The sequence below is a fragment of the Mesorhizobium ciceri biovar biserrulae genome (assembly GCF_001618845.1).
In the GTDB taxonomy this organism is placed as follows: Bacteria; Pseudomonadota; Alphaproteobacteria; order Rhizobiales; family Rhizobiaceae; genus Mesorhizobium; species Mesorhizobium ciceri.
This window is the reverse complement of record NZ_CP015064.1, coordinates 719,883-734,518: the sequence shown is the minus strand read 5'-3', so window position 1 is coordinate 734,518 and position 14,636 is coordinate 719,883. Positions and strand designations below refer to the sequence as shown.

General features: G+C 62.7%; 14 protein-coding genes. 9 read left to right on the top strand and 5 right to left on the bottom strand.

The window, feature by feature from the left end; translation table 11 throughout:
• Nucleotides 1-296 precede the first annotated feature (296 nt).
• The 4 genes from dnaN to A4R29_RS03425 all read left to right on the top strand — a co-directional run bounded on the left by dnaN (nucleotide 297) and on the right by A4R29_RS03425 (nucleotide 3,923).
• Complete coding sequence (gene dnaN / locus A4R29_RS03440) at nucleotides 297-1,415, top strand: DNA polymerase III subunit beta (RefSeq protein ID WP_013527877.1); 1,119 nt, start codon at nucleotides 297-299, stop codon at nucleotides 1,413-1,415.
• Nucleotides 1,416-1,497: 82 nt separating this feature from the next.
• Nucleotides 1,498-2,643 carry a DNA replication/repair protein RecF gene (gene recF / locus A4R29_RS03435; protein WP_063171178.1) on the top strand — a complete coding sequence of 382 codons (1,146 nt, stop codon included), beginning with the start codon at nucleotides 1,498-1,500 and terminating at the stop codon, nucleotides 2,641-2,643.
• A 31-nt stretch (nucleotides 2,644-2,674) separates the two neighbouring features.
• Nucleotides 2,675-3,430, top strand: a complete 756-nt coding sequence (locus tag A4R29_RS03430) for a molybdopterin-synthase adenylyltransferase MoeB (protein WP_013527879.1) — start codon at nucleotides 2,675-2,677, stop codon at nucleotides 3,428-3,430.
• Nucleotides 3,431-3,434: 4 nt separating this feature from the next.
• Nucleotides 3,435-3,923 carry a GNAT family N-acetyltransferase gene (locus A4R29_RS03425; RefSeq protein ID WP_013527880.1) on the top strand — a complete coding sequence of 163 codons (489 nt, stop codon included), beginning with the start codon at nucleotides 3,435-3,437 and terminating at the stop codon, nucleotides 3,921-3,923.
• Nucleotides 3,924-3,970: 47 nt separating this feature from the next.
• Here A4R29_RS03425 and A4R29_RS03420 read toward each other — a convergent pair whose 3' ends face one another.
• The gene (locus tag A4R29_RS03420; protein WP_013527881.1) at nucleotides 3,971-4,972 is read right to left on the bottom strand and encodes a 2-hydroxyacid dehydrogenase; all 1,002 of its coding nucleotides are present in this window, start codon (nucleotides 4,970-4,972) and stop codon (nucleotides 3,971-3,973) included.
• 209 nt (nucleotides 4,973-5,181) lie between these two features.
• Here A4R29_RS03420 and A4R29_RS03415 point away from each other — a divergent pair, with 209 nt between their 5' ends.
• Nucleotides 5,182-5,742, top strand: coding sequence for an SH3 domain-containing protein (locus tag A4R29_RS03415; RefSeq protein ID WP_063170456.1), 561 nt, complete (start codon nucleotides 5,182-5,184; stop codon nucleotides 5,740-5,742).
• On the opposite strand, the gene A4R29_RS03410 is transcribed toward A4R29_RS03415, so the two are convergent.
• Together A4R29_RS03410 and irrA are read right to left on the bottom strand one after the other, a co-directional pair.
• Entirely contained in the window at nucleotides 5,715-6,122 is a 408-nt protein-coding gene (locus tag A4R29_RS03410) for a DUF4260 domain-containing protein (RefSeq protein ID WP_063171177.1), read from the bottom strand. The genes A4R29_RS03415 and A4R29_RS03410 overlap by 28 nt on opposite strands.
• A 46-nt stretch (nucleotides 6,123-6,168) precedes the next feature.
• Complete coding sequence (irrA, locus tag A4R29_RS03405; protein WP_024503471.1) at nucleotides 6,169-6,600, bottom strand: iron response transcriptional regulator IrrA; 432 nt, start codon at nucleotides 6,598-6,600, stop codon at nucleotides 6,169-6,171.
• Between the two features lie 242 nt (nucleotides 6,601-6,842).
• Between irrA and fabA the strand changes: the two genes are divergently transcribed.
• The 4 genes from fabA (at nucleotide 6,843) to A4R29_RS03385 (ending at nucleotide 11,209) form a co-directional block, all read left to right on the top strand.
• Nucleotides 6,843-7,358 (top strand): 3-hydroxyacyl-[acyl-carrier-protein] dehydratase FabA, encoded by a 516-nt coding sequence (gene fabA, locus A4R29_RS03400; protein WP_013527885.1) that lies wholly within the window; start codon nucleotides 6,843-6,845, stop codon nucleotides 7,356-7,358.
• Nucleotides 7,359-7,410: 52 nt separating this feature from the next.
• Nucleotides 7,411-8,631 carry a beta-ketoacyl-ACP synthase I gene (gene fabB, locus A4R29_RS03395; RefSeq protein WP_063171176.1) on the top strand — a complete coding sequence of 407 codons (1,221 nt, stop codon included), beginning with the start codon at nucleotides 7,411-7,413 and terminating at the stop codon, nucleotides 8,629-8,631.
• A gap of 13 nt (nucleotides 8,632-8,644) precedes the next feature.
• On the top strand, nucleotides 8,645-9,457 hold the full coding sequence (gene fabI / locus A4R29_RS03390) for an enoyl-ACP reductase FabI (RefSeq protein ID WP_013527887.1): 813 nt from the start codon (nucleotides 8,645-8,647) through the stop codon (nucleotides 9,455-9,457).
• Nucleotides 9,458-9,664: 207 nt separating this feature from the next.
• Complete coding sequence (locus A4R29_RS03385; protein ID WP_063171175.1) at nucleotides 9,665-11,209, top strand: putative bifunctional diguanylate cyclase/phosphodiesterase; 1,545 nt, start codon at nucleotides 9,665-9,667, stop codon at nucleotides 11,207-11,209.
• 68 nt (nucleotides 11,210-11,277) lie between these two features.
• On the opposite strand, the gene A4R29_RS03380 is transcribed toward A4R29_RS03385, so the two are convergent.
• Both A4R29_RS03380 and pnp read right to left on the bottom strand, forming a co-directional pair.
• On the bottom strand, nucleotides 11,278-12,297 hold the full coding sequence (locus tag A4R29_RS03380) for a class I SAM-dependent methyltransferase (RefSeq protein WP_063171174.1): 1,020 nt from the start codon (nucleotides 12,295-12,297) through the stop codon (nucleotides 11,278-11,280).
• A 100-nt stretch (nucleotides 12,298-12,397) separates the two neighbouring features.
• A complete protein-coding gene (gene pnp, locus A4R29_RS03375; RefSeq protein ID WP_013527890.1) occupies nucleotides 12,398-14,545 on the bottom strand; it encodes a polyribonucleotide nucleotidyltransferase in 2,148 nt (715 codons plus the stop codon).
• Between the last annotated feature and the right edge of the window lie 91 nt (nucleotides 14,546-14,636).

The window sequence follows — 14,636 nt, the reverse complement described above, 5'->3', positions numbered from 1 at the left end:
GGAGGGCCGAACCGAAACAACGCCGGAATTCAATGGCTTGCCAGTGCGGCGCCGGGCCTGCATCGGGCTCGTGGCATCGCCTGGAAGCGATCTGGATTTCGGTTTTTCGACACTGGCTCGCGGACTTCGGGCGCGTTATCCCCAGAAAGCCCGCGTAGCCGGCCTGAACCGGCGGCGCGGGCTTGCGTTTGCTGGTTTTTTCCTGTCAGTTTACGCAGATTCTGAGCCTATTCAGACCTTTCGCGGGACGCCGCTCACTGGTGACCCGTCATTCATTCAAGCGAGCCTGTTTCGTCATGCGTGTTATCCTGGAACGGTCAAATCTCCTGAAGTCGCTCAACCACGTCCACCGTGTGGTCGAGCGGCGCAACACCATACCGATCCTGTCCAACGTGCTGCTCGGCGCCGAAGGCGCCAGCCTCGAAATGAAGGCGACCGATCTCGACCTCGAGGTGACCGAAGCGACGCCCGCCAAGGTGGAGCGCGGCGGGGCGACGACGGTCCCGGCACATCTGCTCTACGACATCGTGCGCAAGCTCGCCGATGGCGCCGAGGTGATGCTGAAGACGGACGAGGACGGCAACGCCATGACGGTGACGTCTGGCCGCTCGAGCTTCCGCCTTCAGTGCCTGCCGCAATCCGACTTCCCGGAGCTTTCGGCCGGATCCTTCTCACATATCTTCCGTCTCGACTCGGTTGCCCTGAAAGGCCTGATCGAGAAGACCCAGTTCGCCATCTCCACCGAGGAGACACGCTATTACCTGAACGGCATCTACCTGCACACGCATGAGGTCGGCGGCAAGCTAAAGCTGCGCTCGGTGGCGACCGACGGCCACCGCCTGGCGCGCGCCGAGATCGACGCGCCGGCGGGTTCCGAGGGCATGCCGGGCATCATCATTCCGCGCAAGACGGTGAGCGAGCTGCAGAAGCTTGTCGACGATCCGGATGTTGCGGTGACCACCGAACTGTCGGACACCAAGATCCGCTTCACCATCGGCAGCGTGGTTTTGACCTCGAAGCTGATCGACGGCACCTTCCCCGATTATCAGCGGGTCATTCCGACAGGCAACGACAAGAAGCTGATCATCGACCGCCAGAGCTTTGCCGCCGCCGTCGATCGTGTCTCGACCATCTCTTCCGAACGCGGTCGCGCGGTGAAGCTGTCGATCAGCGAGGGTCAGGTGACGCTTGCGGTCAACAATCCGGATTCAGGCAGCGCCACCGAAGAACTGTCCGCTGACTATTCATCCGATCCGATCGAGATCGGCTTCAACGCCAAGTACCTGCTCGACGTTGCCGCGCAGCTGACCGGCACGGAGGCCAAGTTCATGCTGGCAGATGCCGGTTCGCCGACGCTGATCCACGACATGGCCGACGAGACCGCACTCTATGTGCTGATGCCGATGCGCGTGTAGCGGCGCGGTGTCAGCACTTCGGTCCTGTTGTGGACCGGCGGCAAGCGCGATATTTACGGCGACTTCTATAGGCGGATAGCGGTTGCCGGCACAGACCCATATAAGTAAGCTAACACTTACTAATTTCCGCAACTATGCGGCGCTGACGATCGATCTGGCGCCAGGTGCCGTGGTTTTTTCCGGCGACAACGGCGCCGGCAAGACCAATCTCCTCGAAGCGATCTCCTTTTTGACACCGGGACGCGGCTTGCGCCGCGCGCCCTACGCCGATGTCGCGCGCGAGGGCGGCGACGGCGGCTTTGCGCTGCATGCCCGCCTCGACGGACCTGATGGCCAGGTCGAGATCGGAACAGGCATTTCCGGCGGTGACACCGCCGGCGAAGGCGGCAGGCGGGTACGCATCAACGGAGCTTCGGCGCGTTCGGCCGAGGACATGCTGGAATGGCTGCGCGTGGTTTGGCTGACGCCAGCCATGGACGCGTTATTCACCGGACCGGCCGCGGATCGCCGGCGCTTCCTCGACCGGCTGGTGCTGGCGATCGATCCCGGCCACGGGCAACGTGCGATCGACTACGAGAAGGCGATGCGCGGTCGTAACCGACTGCTTACCGAAAGCTCTCGGGACGACCGCTGGTTGGACGCTATCGAGACGCAGATGGCCGAAACCGGTGTGGCGATTGCCGCGGCGCGCGCCGAGATGGTGCGCCTGCTGGCCGCCATGATCGACAGGCTGCCCGACACGGGACCGTTTCCGCAGGCCGATATCGGCCTTTCAGGCGAGCTGGAAGCCGAGATTGCCGTGGCGCCGGCGGTCGATGTGGAGGAACGGTTCCGTCGGACGCTTGCCGAGGGCCGCGAGCGCGATCGCGCCGCCGGGCGCACGCTCGACGGCCCGCACCGTTCGGACCTGGTGGTTCGGCACCGCCCCAAGGCGATGCCGGCCGAGCTCTGCTCGACCGGCGAGCAGAAGGCGCTGCTGGTCGGCATCGTGCTGTCGCACGCGAGGCTGACCGGCGAAATGTCGGGCATGACGCCGATCCTGCTGCTCGACGAGATCGCTGCGCATCTCGACAGCGGGCGGCGCGCGGCGCTGTTTTCCATCCTGGAGGAACTGAACTGCCAGGCATTCATGACAGGAACCGATGCTGCGCTGTTTTCCAGTCTCCAGGGCCGTGCGCAATTCCTGACCGTCGACCACGGGACGGTTGGGCCAACCGAAGACCCCTGACAAGGTTTTTCCGTGCCTGTATGATCAGGCAATGACCACTGCCGCCCTGACCGCAGACGAGATCGAACGCTATGCCCGCCACATCGTGCTGCCGGAAATCGGCGGCGCCGGACAGCAGAGGCTGAAGCAGGCCCGGGTGCTGGTCATCGGCGCCGGCGGGTTGGGCGCCCCGGTGCTTGAATATCTTGCCGCCGCCGGCGTCGGCACGCTCGGCGTGGTCGATGACGACACCGTTTCGCTCTCCAACCTGCAGCGCCAGGTCATTCACGGCACCGACACTGTCGGCCTGCTTAAAACCGACAGCGCCAAGGCGGCAATCGCCCGCATCAATCCCAATACCACAGTCGAACCGCATACGTTCCGGCTGACCACGGACAATGCGCCTGCCCTCGTCGCCCGCTATGACATCGTCGTCGACGGTTCCGATAATTTCGAAACGCGCTACGCCGTGGCCGATGCCTGCGCGAGCGCTGGGAAACCGCTGGTGCATGCCGCAGTCGGACGCTTCGACGGCTCGGTCACGGTGCTGAAGCCATTCGAAGACGGCAAGGACGGCAAGCCCAACCCAGGCTATCGTGACCTGTTTCCCGAAGCGCCACCGCCGGGCCTGGTGCCGTCCTGCGCCGAAGTCGGCGTGCTTGGCGCGCTGACCGGCGTCATCGGCACGCTGCAGGCCATGGAGGCGGTCAAGCTGATCACCGGCGTGGGCGAACCGCTGGTCGGCCGGCTGCTGCTTTATGATGGGCTGGCGGCGCGCTTCGACACCATCCGTTACAAGAGAAGCTGAATTCTTGGGCCGGATCGAAGCAGTCTCCATCAGGCGGATCCCGACCGATTTCGACCGTTGGGACGATGTGCTCGCATTGATCATGCGTGCCTTCGCCTCGATGGACGACGTCATCGACCCGCCCTCCTCGGCCCACCTTTTGACCGCAGACACTCTGCGGGACAAGGCAGGGCGGGAGACCGGCTTCGTGGCGCTCAAGGGCGATCGGATCGTCGGCTGCGTCTTTGCCCTTGAAAAGGTGGCAGAGTTCTATGTCGGCAAGCTCGCCGTGGCGCCGGACTGCCAGGGACAAGGCATTGGACGGCAGCTGATGCAGGCGGTCGAAGACCTTGCCCGCAGCCGCGGCAAGGCCGCCATCGAGCTTCAGACGCGGATCGAGTTGACCGCAAACCATGCGGCCTTTGCTCGCCTCGGCTTTCGCGAAACTGAACGGACGGCGCATGACGGCTATGCCAGGCCGACTTCGGTCACCATGCGCAAAGCCCTCCCGTAAGTCTTATCTTACGGTTTGTGGGCCACGGATATTGCACCGCGACAGCATCAGGTCCTGAGCGGCAGCACGCGGTCTGGTGGGCGGTGGCCGTCAACGAAAGCGCGGATGTTGATGATGACCTTTTCACCCATGTCGATACGGCCCTCGAGCGTCGCCGAGCCCATATGCGGCAAAAGCACGACCTTGTTCTTGGCCGCGAGCTTCAGCAGCTTGCCGTTCAAGGCTGGCTCGTGCTCGTAGACATCGAGGCCGGCGCCGGCGATCTTGCCGTCCTGGATCAGCTTGACCAGTGCTTCCTCGTCGATGATGTCGCCGCGCGCGGTGTTGACGACATAGGCGGTGGGCTGCAGCAGCGCCAGCCGCCGCGCCGAAAGCAGATGGAAGGTTGCCGGCGTCGAGGGACAGTTGACCGAGATGATATCCATGCGGGCCAGCATCTGGTCGAGGCTTTCCCAATAGGTCGCCTCCAGCCCGTCTTCCACGGCCGGCAGCACGCGGTGGCGGTTGTGATAGTGGATCGACAGACCGAAGGCCTTGGCCCGCCTGGCTACGGCCGTGCCGATCCGCCCCATGCCGACAATGCCAAGCCGCTTGCCCCAGATGCGCCGGCCCAGCATCCAGGTCGGCGACCAGCCGGCCCATTTCTTGTCGCCGGTGAGCACATTGGCGCCTTCCGCGAGCCGCCGCGGCACCGCCAGCATCAGCGCCATCGTCATGTCGGCGGTGTCTTCGGTCAGGACATTCGGCGTGTTGGTGACGGTGATGCCCCTCTTGGCCGCAGCCGCGACATCGATCTTGTCGACGCCGTTGCCAAAATTGGCGATCAGCTTGAGGTTGTCGCCTGCCTGAGCGATCAGCGCCGCGTCGATATTGTCGGTAATGGTCGGCACCAGAACGTCGGCTTCCTTGACCGCCGCGACCAGTTCCGGCTGCGTCATCGGCCGGTCCTCGACATTTAGCCTTGCGTCGAACAGTTCGCGCATGCGGGTCTCGACCGGGTCGGGCAGCTTGCGCGTGATGACGACGAGAGGCCTTTTTTTGCCTGCCATTGTTTCCCTCTCGAGTATTTGCCGCAATTCCGAACGCAAAACCGCTTCACACGTTTGCTGGAATTGCTCTAACCCGATCTCGTTGAGACCTCTTTAACCAAGACCGGCGAAACTGAAAGCCGGTCGCGGTGCCGATTACCCATGTAACAAGCGGTGCCGCCGAAGACAAAGAAAAAGGGGCGCCGAGGCAAGCGCCGAAAGGAATGAAAGTGTCTGGTTTCGCGTCGCTTCGCCTGGCCCTCAGTGCAGCATTTTTCGGCGCTCTGCTTTATTCTCCGCTTACGGCGGCACAGAGTGCGGCTGCACCTGCCCAGAGCGTCGTCACGCTCGGGCCGAGCGGCCTGCCGCTGCCGCGATTCGTCAGCCTGAAATCCGGCCGCGTCAACTCGCGCGTCGGCCCCGGCGCCAACTACTCGGTCGACTGGATGTACATGAAGGCCGGCCTGCCGATGGAGATCATCCAGGAATTCGACACATGGCGCCGCGTGCGCGATGCCGATGGTTCGGAAGGCTGGATCAACCAGTCGCTGCTTTCCGGCCGACGCACGGCAATCGTCGCACCATGGCAGCGTGGCAAGGGCACCCGGATCAACCTTCTCAACAGTCCCGACAAGGACGCAAGGGTGGTCGCGATGATCGAACCTGGCGTCATGGGTACGATCAAATCCTGCGACGGCCAGTGGTGCGAAATGACGTTCGACGGCCACACCGGCTGGCTCGCCCAGTCGGTCGTCTGGGGCGCCTATCCCGGCGAACGGGTCAAGGACTGATTCTCTTTCGCGGTCCTGGCTTTATGCCCGATACGGCCGAGATGGGTGTCCTGGAAGCCGGTCGGCAGCTTCAGACCGTAGCCCAGCGCACGGTCGATGGCGATGTGGGCGATCCATATCAGCGCAACCGCCATCGCGGCCGTATTGCCCCACATGTGCCCGCCGAGCAGCAGCAGCACGGGCACGATCAGGATGTGCAAGGCGTTATAGGCAAGGGCACCGACGCGCGGACCGGCCAGATAGCCCGACATCGATAGGTCAGGCGCCAGGATAAGCAATCCGAAGAGCCACCAGGAGATGCCGGTCGAACCGTAGAAAATGACGGCAGCCAGTGCCACGATCGCCCATTCGAGCCGGATTACGAGATCGAGGGGTTTCATCCCTGGCCGATAATTCTGGCTTGGCAGATGATTCCGGCCTCGCCAGTCATTCGCGGCGTTTGGGGCGCAGCCTCACGACGATGTCGACATTGGCGATCTCCATCCCTTCCGGAGGCTCCGGCAGGTTGGCAACCGTCACCGGACCGCTGTCGATGTCGAATATACGGTTTTCGCCTTCGATGTAGAAATGGTGGTGGTCGGAGGTGTTGGTGTCGAAATAGGTTTTCGCGCCTTCGACGGCGAGGATGCGCAAAAGTCCCGCCTGGGTAAACTGGTGAAGGGCATTGTAGACGGTGGCCAGCGACACCGGCACGCCGGCGGCAACCGCCTCCTCGTGCAGTTCCTCGGCCGACAGATGCCGGTCGCCCTTGGCGAAAAGCAGATCGGCCAGCGCAATGCGCTGACGCGTCGGCCTCAGCCCGGCTTCACGGACCCGCTTGTCCACAGCGACATTTTCCTTCCGGCCGTCCAGGTCCATCTTCTCGTCGAACCCCACAGTTCCGCCCCAAGACACGCCCAGAATGGCAAAAAAATGAACGTCTGCCGAAACCGGACCTCTCAGGACATATATTCTGTCGTCCGAATGCGATCAATAGCGCGCATTGACCCAGGCAGACGAGCAGGCTAAGCGCAAACGCCGGTTTCCGGCCTGAAACAGATTGTGTTAGGAAACCAACGACAAGGGCACCCGATGGCCCGGAACGATATGGGATGAGATTGATGGCGGGTAAATCCAGCTACGAGTACGACGAATTGCTGGCCTGCGCCCGCGGCGAACTGTTCGGACCGGGCAACGCCCAGCTTCCCTATCCGCCAATGCTGATGTTCGACCGCATCACCGAGATCAGCGAGACCGGCGGCGCCTTCGAGAAGGGTTTTATCCGCGCGGAGTTCGACATCAAGCCGGACCTGTGGTTCTTTGCCTGCCATTTCATCGGCAATCCGATCATGCCGGGGTGCCTCGGCCTCGACGCCATGTGGCAATTGACGGGCTTCTATCTTGGCTGGCTTGGCGAACCCGGCAAGGGAATGGCGCTGTCGACCGGCGAAGTGAAATTCAAGGGCATGGTCACGCCTTCGGTGAAGAAGGTCGAATATGGCATCGACTTCAAGCGCGTGATGCGGGGCCGGCTGGTGCTCGGCATCGCCGATGGCTGGCTGAAGGCGGATGGCGAACCCATATACGCGGCAACGGATTTGAAAGTCGGTCTGTCCAAGCAGTCGGCGGTCGGCTGACCGGCACCCCTGGCCGGCCCCCTTTGGCCAGCATCCCTGGAAGGAGTTGCGAATGAGACGTGTCGTAGTCACAGGCCTCGGCATCGTGTCGTCGATCGGCAACAATGCCAACGAGGTGCAAGCCTCGCTGCATGACGCCAGATCAGGCATCAGCTTCTCGGATTCCTTCGCCGAACACGGCTTCCGCTGCCAGGTCTGGGGAGCGCCGACGCTCGATCCATCGGCGATGATCGATCGCCGTGCGATGCGCTTCCTGAGCCAGGGTGCTGCATGGAACCACGTCGCCATGGACCAGGCGATCGCGGATGCGGGCCTCGGCGAGAGCGACATCACCAATGAGCGCACCGGCATCGTCATGGGATCGGGCGGACCATCCACCCGCAGCATCGTCGAAGCTGCCGAAACGACGCTGAAGAACGGCAGTCCCAAGCGCATCGGTCCGTTCGCGGTGCCGAAGGCAATGTCGTCGACCGCATCGGCGACGCTTGCCACATGGTTCAAGATCCACGGCGTCAACTACTCGATCTCGTCGGCCTGTTCGACCTCGGCGCATTGCATCGGCAATGGCTATGAATTGATCCAATGGGGCAAGCAGGACATCGTCTTCGCCGGCGGCCACGAGGATCTCGACTGGACGATGTCGGACCTGTTCGACGCCATGGGCGCCATGTCGTCGAAATTCAACGACAAGGCATCGACCGCCTCCCGTGCCTATGACGTCAATCGCGACGGCTTCGTCATTGCCGGCGGCGCCGGTGTGCTGGTGCTGGAAGAGCTTGAGCATGCCAAGGCGCGCGGCGCCAAGATCTATGCCGAGATCGTCGGCTATGGCGCGACGTCGGATGGCTACGACATGGTTGCTCCTTCAGGCGAAGGCGCGGTCCGCTGCATGCGCCAGGCGCTGGCCACGGTTTCCACGCCGGTCGACTACATCAACACCCATGGCACCTCGACGCCGGTGGGAGATTCCAAGGAAATGGGCGCCATCCGCGAGGTGTTCGGCCCAGAGATGCCGTACATCACCTCGACGAAGTCGCTGACCGGCCATTCGCTGGGCGCGGCCGGCGTTCAGGAATCCATCTACTCGATCCTGATGATGCAGGGCGGTTTCATCGGCGAAAGCGCCCATATCGAGACCCTCGACCCCGAATTCGAGGGCATGCCGATCGTGCGAAAGCGCATCGACGACGCCAGGATCGACACTGTTTTGTCCAATTCGTTCGGCTTCGGTGGCACCAACGCCACGCTCGTTTTCCAGCGCTATTCCGCATAAGGATTTGCCGGCCATGGACGGATTGATGAAGGGCAAGCGCGGGCTTGTCATGGGTGTCGCCAACGATCATTCGATCGCCTGGGGCATCGCCCGGAAATTATCCGAACACGGGGCGGAACTCGCCTTCACCTATCAGGGCGATGCCTTCGGACGCCGGGTCAAGCCGCTGGCCGACAAGCTCGGCGCCTCGCTGGTCGTGCCGTGCGACGTCGAGGACAGCGCTTCGGTCGCCGCCACGTTCGAGACCCTGGGCAACGAATGGGGCGGGCTGGATTTCATCGTCCACGCTATCGGCTTTTCCGACAAGAACGAGTTGAAAGGCCTCTACGCCGACACCAGCCGGGATAATTTCGTCCGCACCATGGTGATCTCCTGCTACTCCTTCACCGAGGTCGCCCGCCATGCGGCCACCTTGATGAAGGACGGCGGATCGATGATCACGCTGACCTATGCGGGCTCCGTCCGCGTCATGCCGAACTACAATGTCATGGGCGTCGCCAAGGCCGGACTGGAGGCCAGCGTGCGCTACCTCGCCAACGATTACGGTCCGCGCGGCATCAGGGTAAACGGCATATCGGCTGGGCCCGTGCGCACGCTCGCCGGCGCCGGCATTTCGGACGCCCGCCACATGTTCTCCTACCAGCAGCGAAACTCGCCACTGCGCCGCACGGTGACCATCGACGAGGTCGGTGGTTCGGCGCTTTATCTGTTGTCGGATCTGTCTTCCGGGGTTACCGGCGAAATCCACTATGTCGATTCCGGCTATCACATCGTTTCCATGCCGACGCTCGACGAATTGAAGCAGACCGACGGCGGGCGAGACTAACGCCTGTCGGCCAAAGGTGCGCGACGGTTTTGAAATGGCGGACATCTGAAAACACGAAGCTTAAAGCGCGCGGCTAAACCCCGTTTCAGCGCCAGTCGCATTGATCCGCTCAAGAAATACTTTCGGTCCAATAAAATTGGATTCATTCGCGGAAACTCATTTTAAGGAGATATCCGCTAGAAAGCCCCGTACTCAGGGGAACTTTCAATGCTCGCCGTCAGCAACCCGAAGCGATCACCGGTGTTCCGACTGCTCACCATAGCGAGTTCGGGTCTCGGCAGTTTCGTCCTCGGGCTCTGGGGCCTGAAGCTCGGTCTCGGCGATGGCTTTGCCGGCATCTCCGCCGACATGATGGTCTCGGTGATGGCCGCTCTTTGCGCACTGGCGGCGTCGGTCGCCGCGATGTCCTTCTTCGCCGGCGTCGATGAATCGGCGGATTTCGTCTTCACGGAAACCCATTTTGACAAGCTGACCGGCCTGGTGGCACGTCCGGCGATGGTCGGCAAGATTGCCGAGGCGGCATGCGCGACCAGCCGGACCGGCGAGCCGATGTTCCTCATCGATATCGACATCGACCGGTTCAAGCAGATCAATGACGCCATCGGCTACAGCCAGGGCGACGAGCTGATCCGCGCCTTCACCAAGCGCTTGAAGACGTGCGTGCCGCCGCGCGCGCTGATCGGACGCATCGGCGCCGGTGAATTCGCGATCCTGCTCCCCGACAACCAAGTCGCAGGGTCCTTGGAAAGCACCATAGAGAGGCTCATCGACGAGATGATGGAGCCCTATGATCTCGGCACGCACCTGCAATCGGTCAGCCTGTCGGTCGGCATCGTGGCGATGCCAAAGGACGGTGTCGATCCCGTCCTCATCCTGCGCCGCTCCAATCTGGCGCTGCAGAACGCGCGCGCCAGCGGCGTCGGCAACTGGTCCGTCTTCCATGCCGAAATGGGCAGGGTCGCCGACCATCGCCAGTGGATCGAATCCGAACTGCACACAGCCTTCGAGCGCGGTGACTTCGACCTTCATTACCAGCCGCAGCTCGATCTCCCGACCGGCCGCATCGTCGGCTACGAAGCGCTGATCCGCTGGCGGCATCCGGAACGCGGCATGATCCCGCCGATGGAGTTCATTCCGATCGCCGAGGAAACCGGCATGATCGGCCCGATCGGCGAATGGGTGCTGCGCAAAGCCTGCAGCGACGCCCGGCATCTGCCCGACGACTGCTTCGTCGCCGTCAACATCTCGCCCGTCCAGTTCATGACCAAGGACTTCGTCGGCATCGTGCGCGACACCATGACGAGCACCGGCATCAAGCCGTCACGGCTGGAACTGGAAGTGACCGAGACGGCGATGATGCAGGATCGCGACCGCGCCGCCGCCATCCTGAAGGAGCTTGCGGATATCGGCATTTCGGTCGCCGTCGATGATTTCGGCACCGGCTATTCCAATTTGAGCTACCTGATCGATTTCTCATTCGGCAAGCTGAAGATCGACCGGTCCTTCGTCAGCCGCCTCGACACAGATTCCAGCTCCGGCGCGGTCGTCTCGACCATCGTCGGGCTTTCGCGCGCGCTCGGCGTCAGCATCATTGCCGAAGGCGTCGAGACCGAAAGCCAGGCGACACTGCTCAGGGCAGCCGGCTGCGAGGTGGTGCAAGGCTACCTGTATGGCAGGCCCGCCCCCCTCAAGATCAGGGTCGGCGACGTGCATATCACCGATGAGGTCCGGCGCGTTGCCAATCTGCATTGAGTGCGACGCGATATCTGTTTTTGAGCATGATCTTTTCCGAAACCGGTATCCACTTTCGGGATCATGCTTCAACGACGAGCGGAAAGCACCTTGAACATGCCGTCACGAGCGAGTTCGGCATGGCTCGAAAAGACAGCCGCCAAGATCGGTTCGTAGGGAAGCTGACGGTTGGCGACCATGAACAGCCGCCCACCCGGCTTCAAGGCCTTGGCCGCCGCTCGGATCATGCCGGCGCCGATCTCCGGCTCGGCCGCCCGGCTGCGGTGAAAGGGCGGGTTCATGGCAATCGCGTCGTAGCGCTTCTCGACTGGTTCCTTCAGCAGATCGATCCAGAAGAAATTCCTGGCGGTCGGCTGGCTGACCGCTGCCAGATTGAGCTTCGCGGCTTCAAGCGCGGCGAAATCGGCCTCATAGAGGTCGAGCGCCTGAACGCCGGGGGAGCGGGCGGCGATCTCGGCCGCCACATAGCCCCAGCCGGCGCAGAGATCGGCAATGCTGCCACGCAGGTCATTGGGCAGGTTCTCGACCAGCAATTTCGATCCGGTATCGATCCGGTCGAACGAGAACATGCCGGGCGCGGTGTGGAACCGGCCTTCAACCAGCAGAGCGGGGTTGGCAGCGCGCAATTCTTCCGCGGCGGCCAGATCGGCGGGACGTCGCAGCCAGAAGGCAATGCCGTGATATTTGGGCAAATGGCCTTCAAGCGGCACAAGCTCGTCAACGCGCTTGCGCAGGCTGGCAATGCCATCGTCCTTGCCGCCGGCAATGACGACCAGGCCGCCCGGCGCCACGCACTCAAGCGCCTGCGCGATGCGCACTTCGTTCAAGCCGCGATGCCGGCCGGCAAGCACAAGTGCCATATCGAAGCCATCGCCTTCCACTTGCGCGGTGACGACGAAGCCAGACGCCTGCAGCACGCTAAAATGCGGCCGGAAGCCCTGTACGAGGTGAAGCGTCGCCTCAAAGCCTTCAGGCAGGCGAAAACCCGGCTCAGCGCCGAAAAACAGGGCGCGCGTGCCCTTTCCCGGCAAAGCAACAGCCTCCGCCTCGAAGGGATGGAAAAGCGTCTTCAACGGCTCGGCGGACATTGTTCGATCTCGACTTGTCTAAGCGCTTTGAAACCCAGGCTGAAAATGAAAACGGGCGCGACATAAGCCGCGCCCGTTTCGATTCATGATCTCAGACCAATCAGGCGGCGTTTTCTTCGCCTTCGGTCTTCTTGTCGCGGGCGAGTTCCTTGCCGGTGGCCTGGTCGACGACCTTCATCGACAGGCGGACCTTGCCGCGCTCGTCGAAGCCCATCAGCTTGACCCAGACCTTGTCGCCTTCCTTGACCACGTCCGAGGTCTTGGCGACCCGGTCGTTGGCAAGCTGCGAGATGTGGACGAGGCCGTCACGCGGGCCGAAGAAGTTGACGAAAGCGCCGAAGTCCGCGGTCTTGACGACCGTACCTTCGTAGATCTCGCCGACTTCCGGCTCGGCGACGATGGTGTGGATCCACTTCTTCGCCGCCTCGATCTCCTTGGCATTGGACGAAGCGATCTTGACCGTGCCGTCGTCCTCGATGTTGATCTTGGCGCCGGTCTTTTCGACGATCTCGCGGATCACCTTGCCGCCCGAGCCGATCACGTCACGGATCTTGTCGGTCGGGATGTGCATCACTTCGATGCGCGGTGCGAACTCACCCAGTTCCGAACGCGCGCCGGTCAGAGCATGCGCCATCTCGCCGAGGATGTGCTGGCGGCCATCCTTGGCCTGGTCCAGCGCGATCTTCATGATCTCCTCGGTGATGCCTTCGATCTTGATATCCATCTGCAGCGAGGTGATGCCGTTGGCGGTGCCGGCGACCTTGAAGTCCATGTCGCCGAGGTGATCCTCGTCACCGAGGATGTCGGATAGAACGGCGAAACGCTCGCCTTCCTTGATCAGGCCCATGGCGATACCGGCGACGGGCTTGGCCAGCGGCACGCCGGCATCCATAAGCGCCAGCGAGGTGCCGCAGACGGTGGCCATCGACGACGAACCGTTGGACTCGGTGATCTCCGAGACGACACGCAGCGTGTAGGGGAACTGGTCGGCGCTCGGCAGCATCGGGCGAATGGCGCGCCAGGCGAGCTTGCCATGGCCGATTTCGCGGCGACCCGGCGAACCCATGCGGCCGGTCTCGCCGACGGAATAGGGAGGGAAGTTGTAGTGAAGGAGGAACTTCTCCTTGTACATGCCGGTCAGCGAATCGACATACTGCTCGTCCTCGCCGGTGCCGAGCGTGGCAACGACCAGCGCCTGGGTCTCGCCGCGGGTGAACAGCGCCGAACCGTGGGTGCGCGGCAGGACGCCGACTTCGGAGACGATCTTGCGGACCGTCTTGAGGTCACGGCCATCGATGCGCGAACCGGTGTCGAGGATGTTCCAGCGCACGACCTTGGCCTGGAGTTCCTTGAATACCGAACCGATCTGCTCGGAAGTGTACTTGGCATCTTCGCCTTCGGCCGGGGCAAACGCTGCCTTGACCTTCGCCTTGACGGCGTCGACGGCGGCGTAACGCTTCTGCTTGTCGACGTTCTTGTAGGCATTGCTGAGTTCGTCGCCGACGATCTTCAGCATCTCGGCTTCAAGCGCGGAATAGTCCGGCGCGGTGAAGTCGCGCGGCTCCTTGGCGGCGACTTCGGCCAGCTTGATGATGGCGTCGATGACCGGCTGGAAGCCCTTGTGGCCGAACATGACGGCGCCGAGCATCAGCTCTTCGCCCAATTCCTTGGCTTCGGACTCAACCATCAGCACAGCGTCGGCGGTGCCGGCGACAACGAGGTCGAGCTTGGATTCCTGCATCTCGTCGACATGCGGGTTCAGAACGTATTCGCCGTTGATGTAGCCGACGCGGGCGCCGCCGACCGGGCCCATGAAGGGAACGCCGGAGAGCGTCAGGGCGGCCGAAGTGGCAACGATCGACAGGATGTCGGGATCGTTCTCGAGATCATGCTGGACGACGGTGACGACGATCTGGGTGTCGTTCTTGTAGCCGGAGGCGAAGAGCGGGCGGATCGGGCGGTCGATGAGGCGGGAAACCAGCGTTTCCTTCTCGCTCGGACGGCCTTCACGCTTGAAATAGCCACCCGGGATCTTGCCGGCGGCGTAGGTCTTTTCCTGGTAGTTGACGGTCAGCGGGAAGAAATCGAGGCCGGGCTTCGGCTCCTTCATCGAAACGACGGTGGCGAGGACCTTGGTCTCGCCGTAGGTGGCGAGCACCGCGCCATCAGCCTGGCGCGCGATCTTGCCGGTTTCGAGGATGAGCGGACGACCGCCCCATTCGATTTCCACTTTGTGGTGATTGAACATCTCTTGTCCTTAATATGAGGAAAGGGCCGCGCCGTTTCACGGTGCGCGGAGATGCCCTTTCCCTGGCTTCCTTTCTCGGGCAGCCACGGGC

What these genes read in the sequence shown, in the direction of transcription:
- dnaN (WP_013527877.1), top strand. Translation starts at nt 297, where the DNA reads ATGCGTGTTATCCTGGAACGGTCAAATCTCCTGAAGTCGCTCAACCAC.
- A4R29_RS03430 (WP_013527879.1), top strand. Translation starts at nt 2,675, where the DNA reads ATGACCACTGCCGCCCTGACCGCAGACGAGATCGAACGCTATGCCCGC.
- A4R29_RS03420 (WP_013527881.1), bottom strand. Translation starts at nt 4,972, where the DNA reads ATGGCAGGCAAAAAAAGGCCTCTCGTCGTCATCACGCGCAAGCTGCCC.
- A4R29_RS03410 (WP_063171177.1), bottom strand. Translation starts at nt 6,122, where the DNA reads ATGAAACCCCTCGATCTCGTAATCCGGCTCGAATGGGCGATCGTGGCA.
- irrA (WP_024503471.1), bottom strand. Translation starts at nt 6,600, where the DNA reads ATGGACCTGGACGGCCGGAAGGAAAATGTCGCTGTGGACAAGCGGGTC.
- fabA (WP_013527885.1), top strand. Translation starts at nt 6,843, where the DNA reads ATGGCGGGTAAATCCAGCTACGAGTACGACGAATTGCTGGCCTGCGCC.
- fabB (WP_063171176.1), top strand. Translation starts at nt 7,411, where the DNA reads ATGAGACGTGTCGTAGTCACAGGCCTCGGCATCGTGTCGTCGATCGGC.
- fabI (WP_013527887.1), top strand. Translation starts at nt 8,645, where the DNA reads ATGGACGGATTGATGAAGGGCAAGCGCGGGCTTGTCATGGGTGTCGCC.
- A4R29_RS03385 (WP_063171175.1), top strand. Translation starts at nt 9,665, where the DNA reads ATGCTCGCCGTCAGCAACCCGAAGCGATCACCGGTGTTCCGACTGCTC.
- A4R29_RS03380 (WP_063171174.1), bottom strand. Translation starts at nt 12,297, where the DNA reads ATGTCCGCCGAGCCGTTGAAGACGCTTTTCCATCCCTTCGAGGCGGAG.
- pnp (WP_013527890.1), bottom strand. Translation starts at nt 14,545, where the DNA reads ATGTTCAATCACCACAAAGTGGAAATCGAATGGGGCGGTCGTCCGCTC.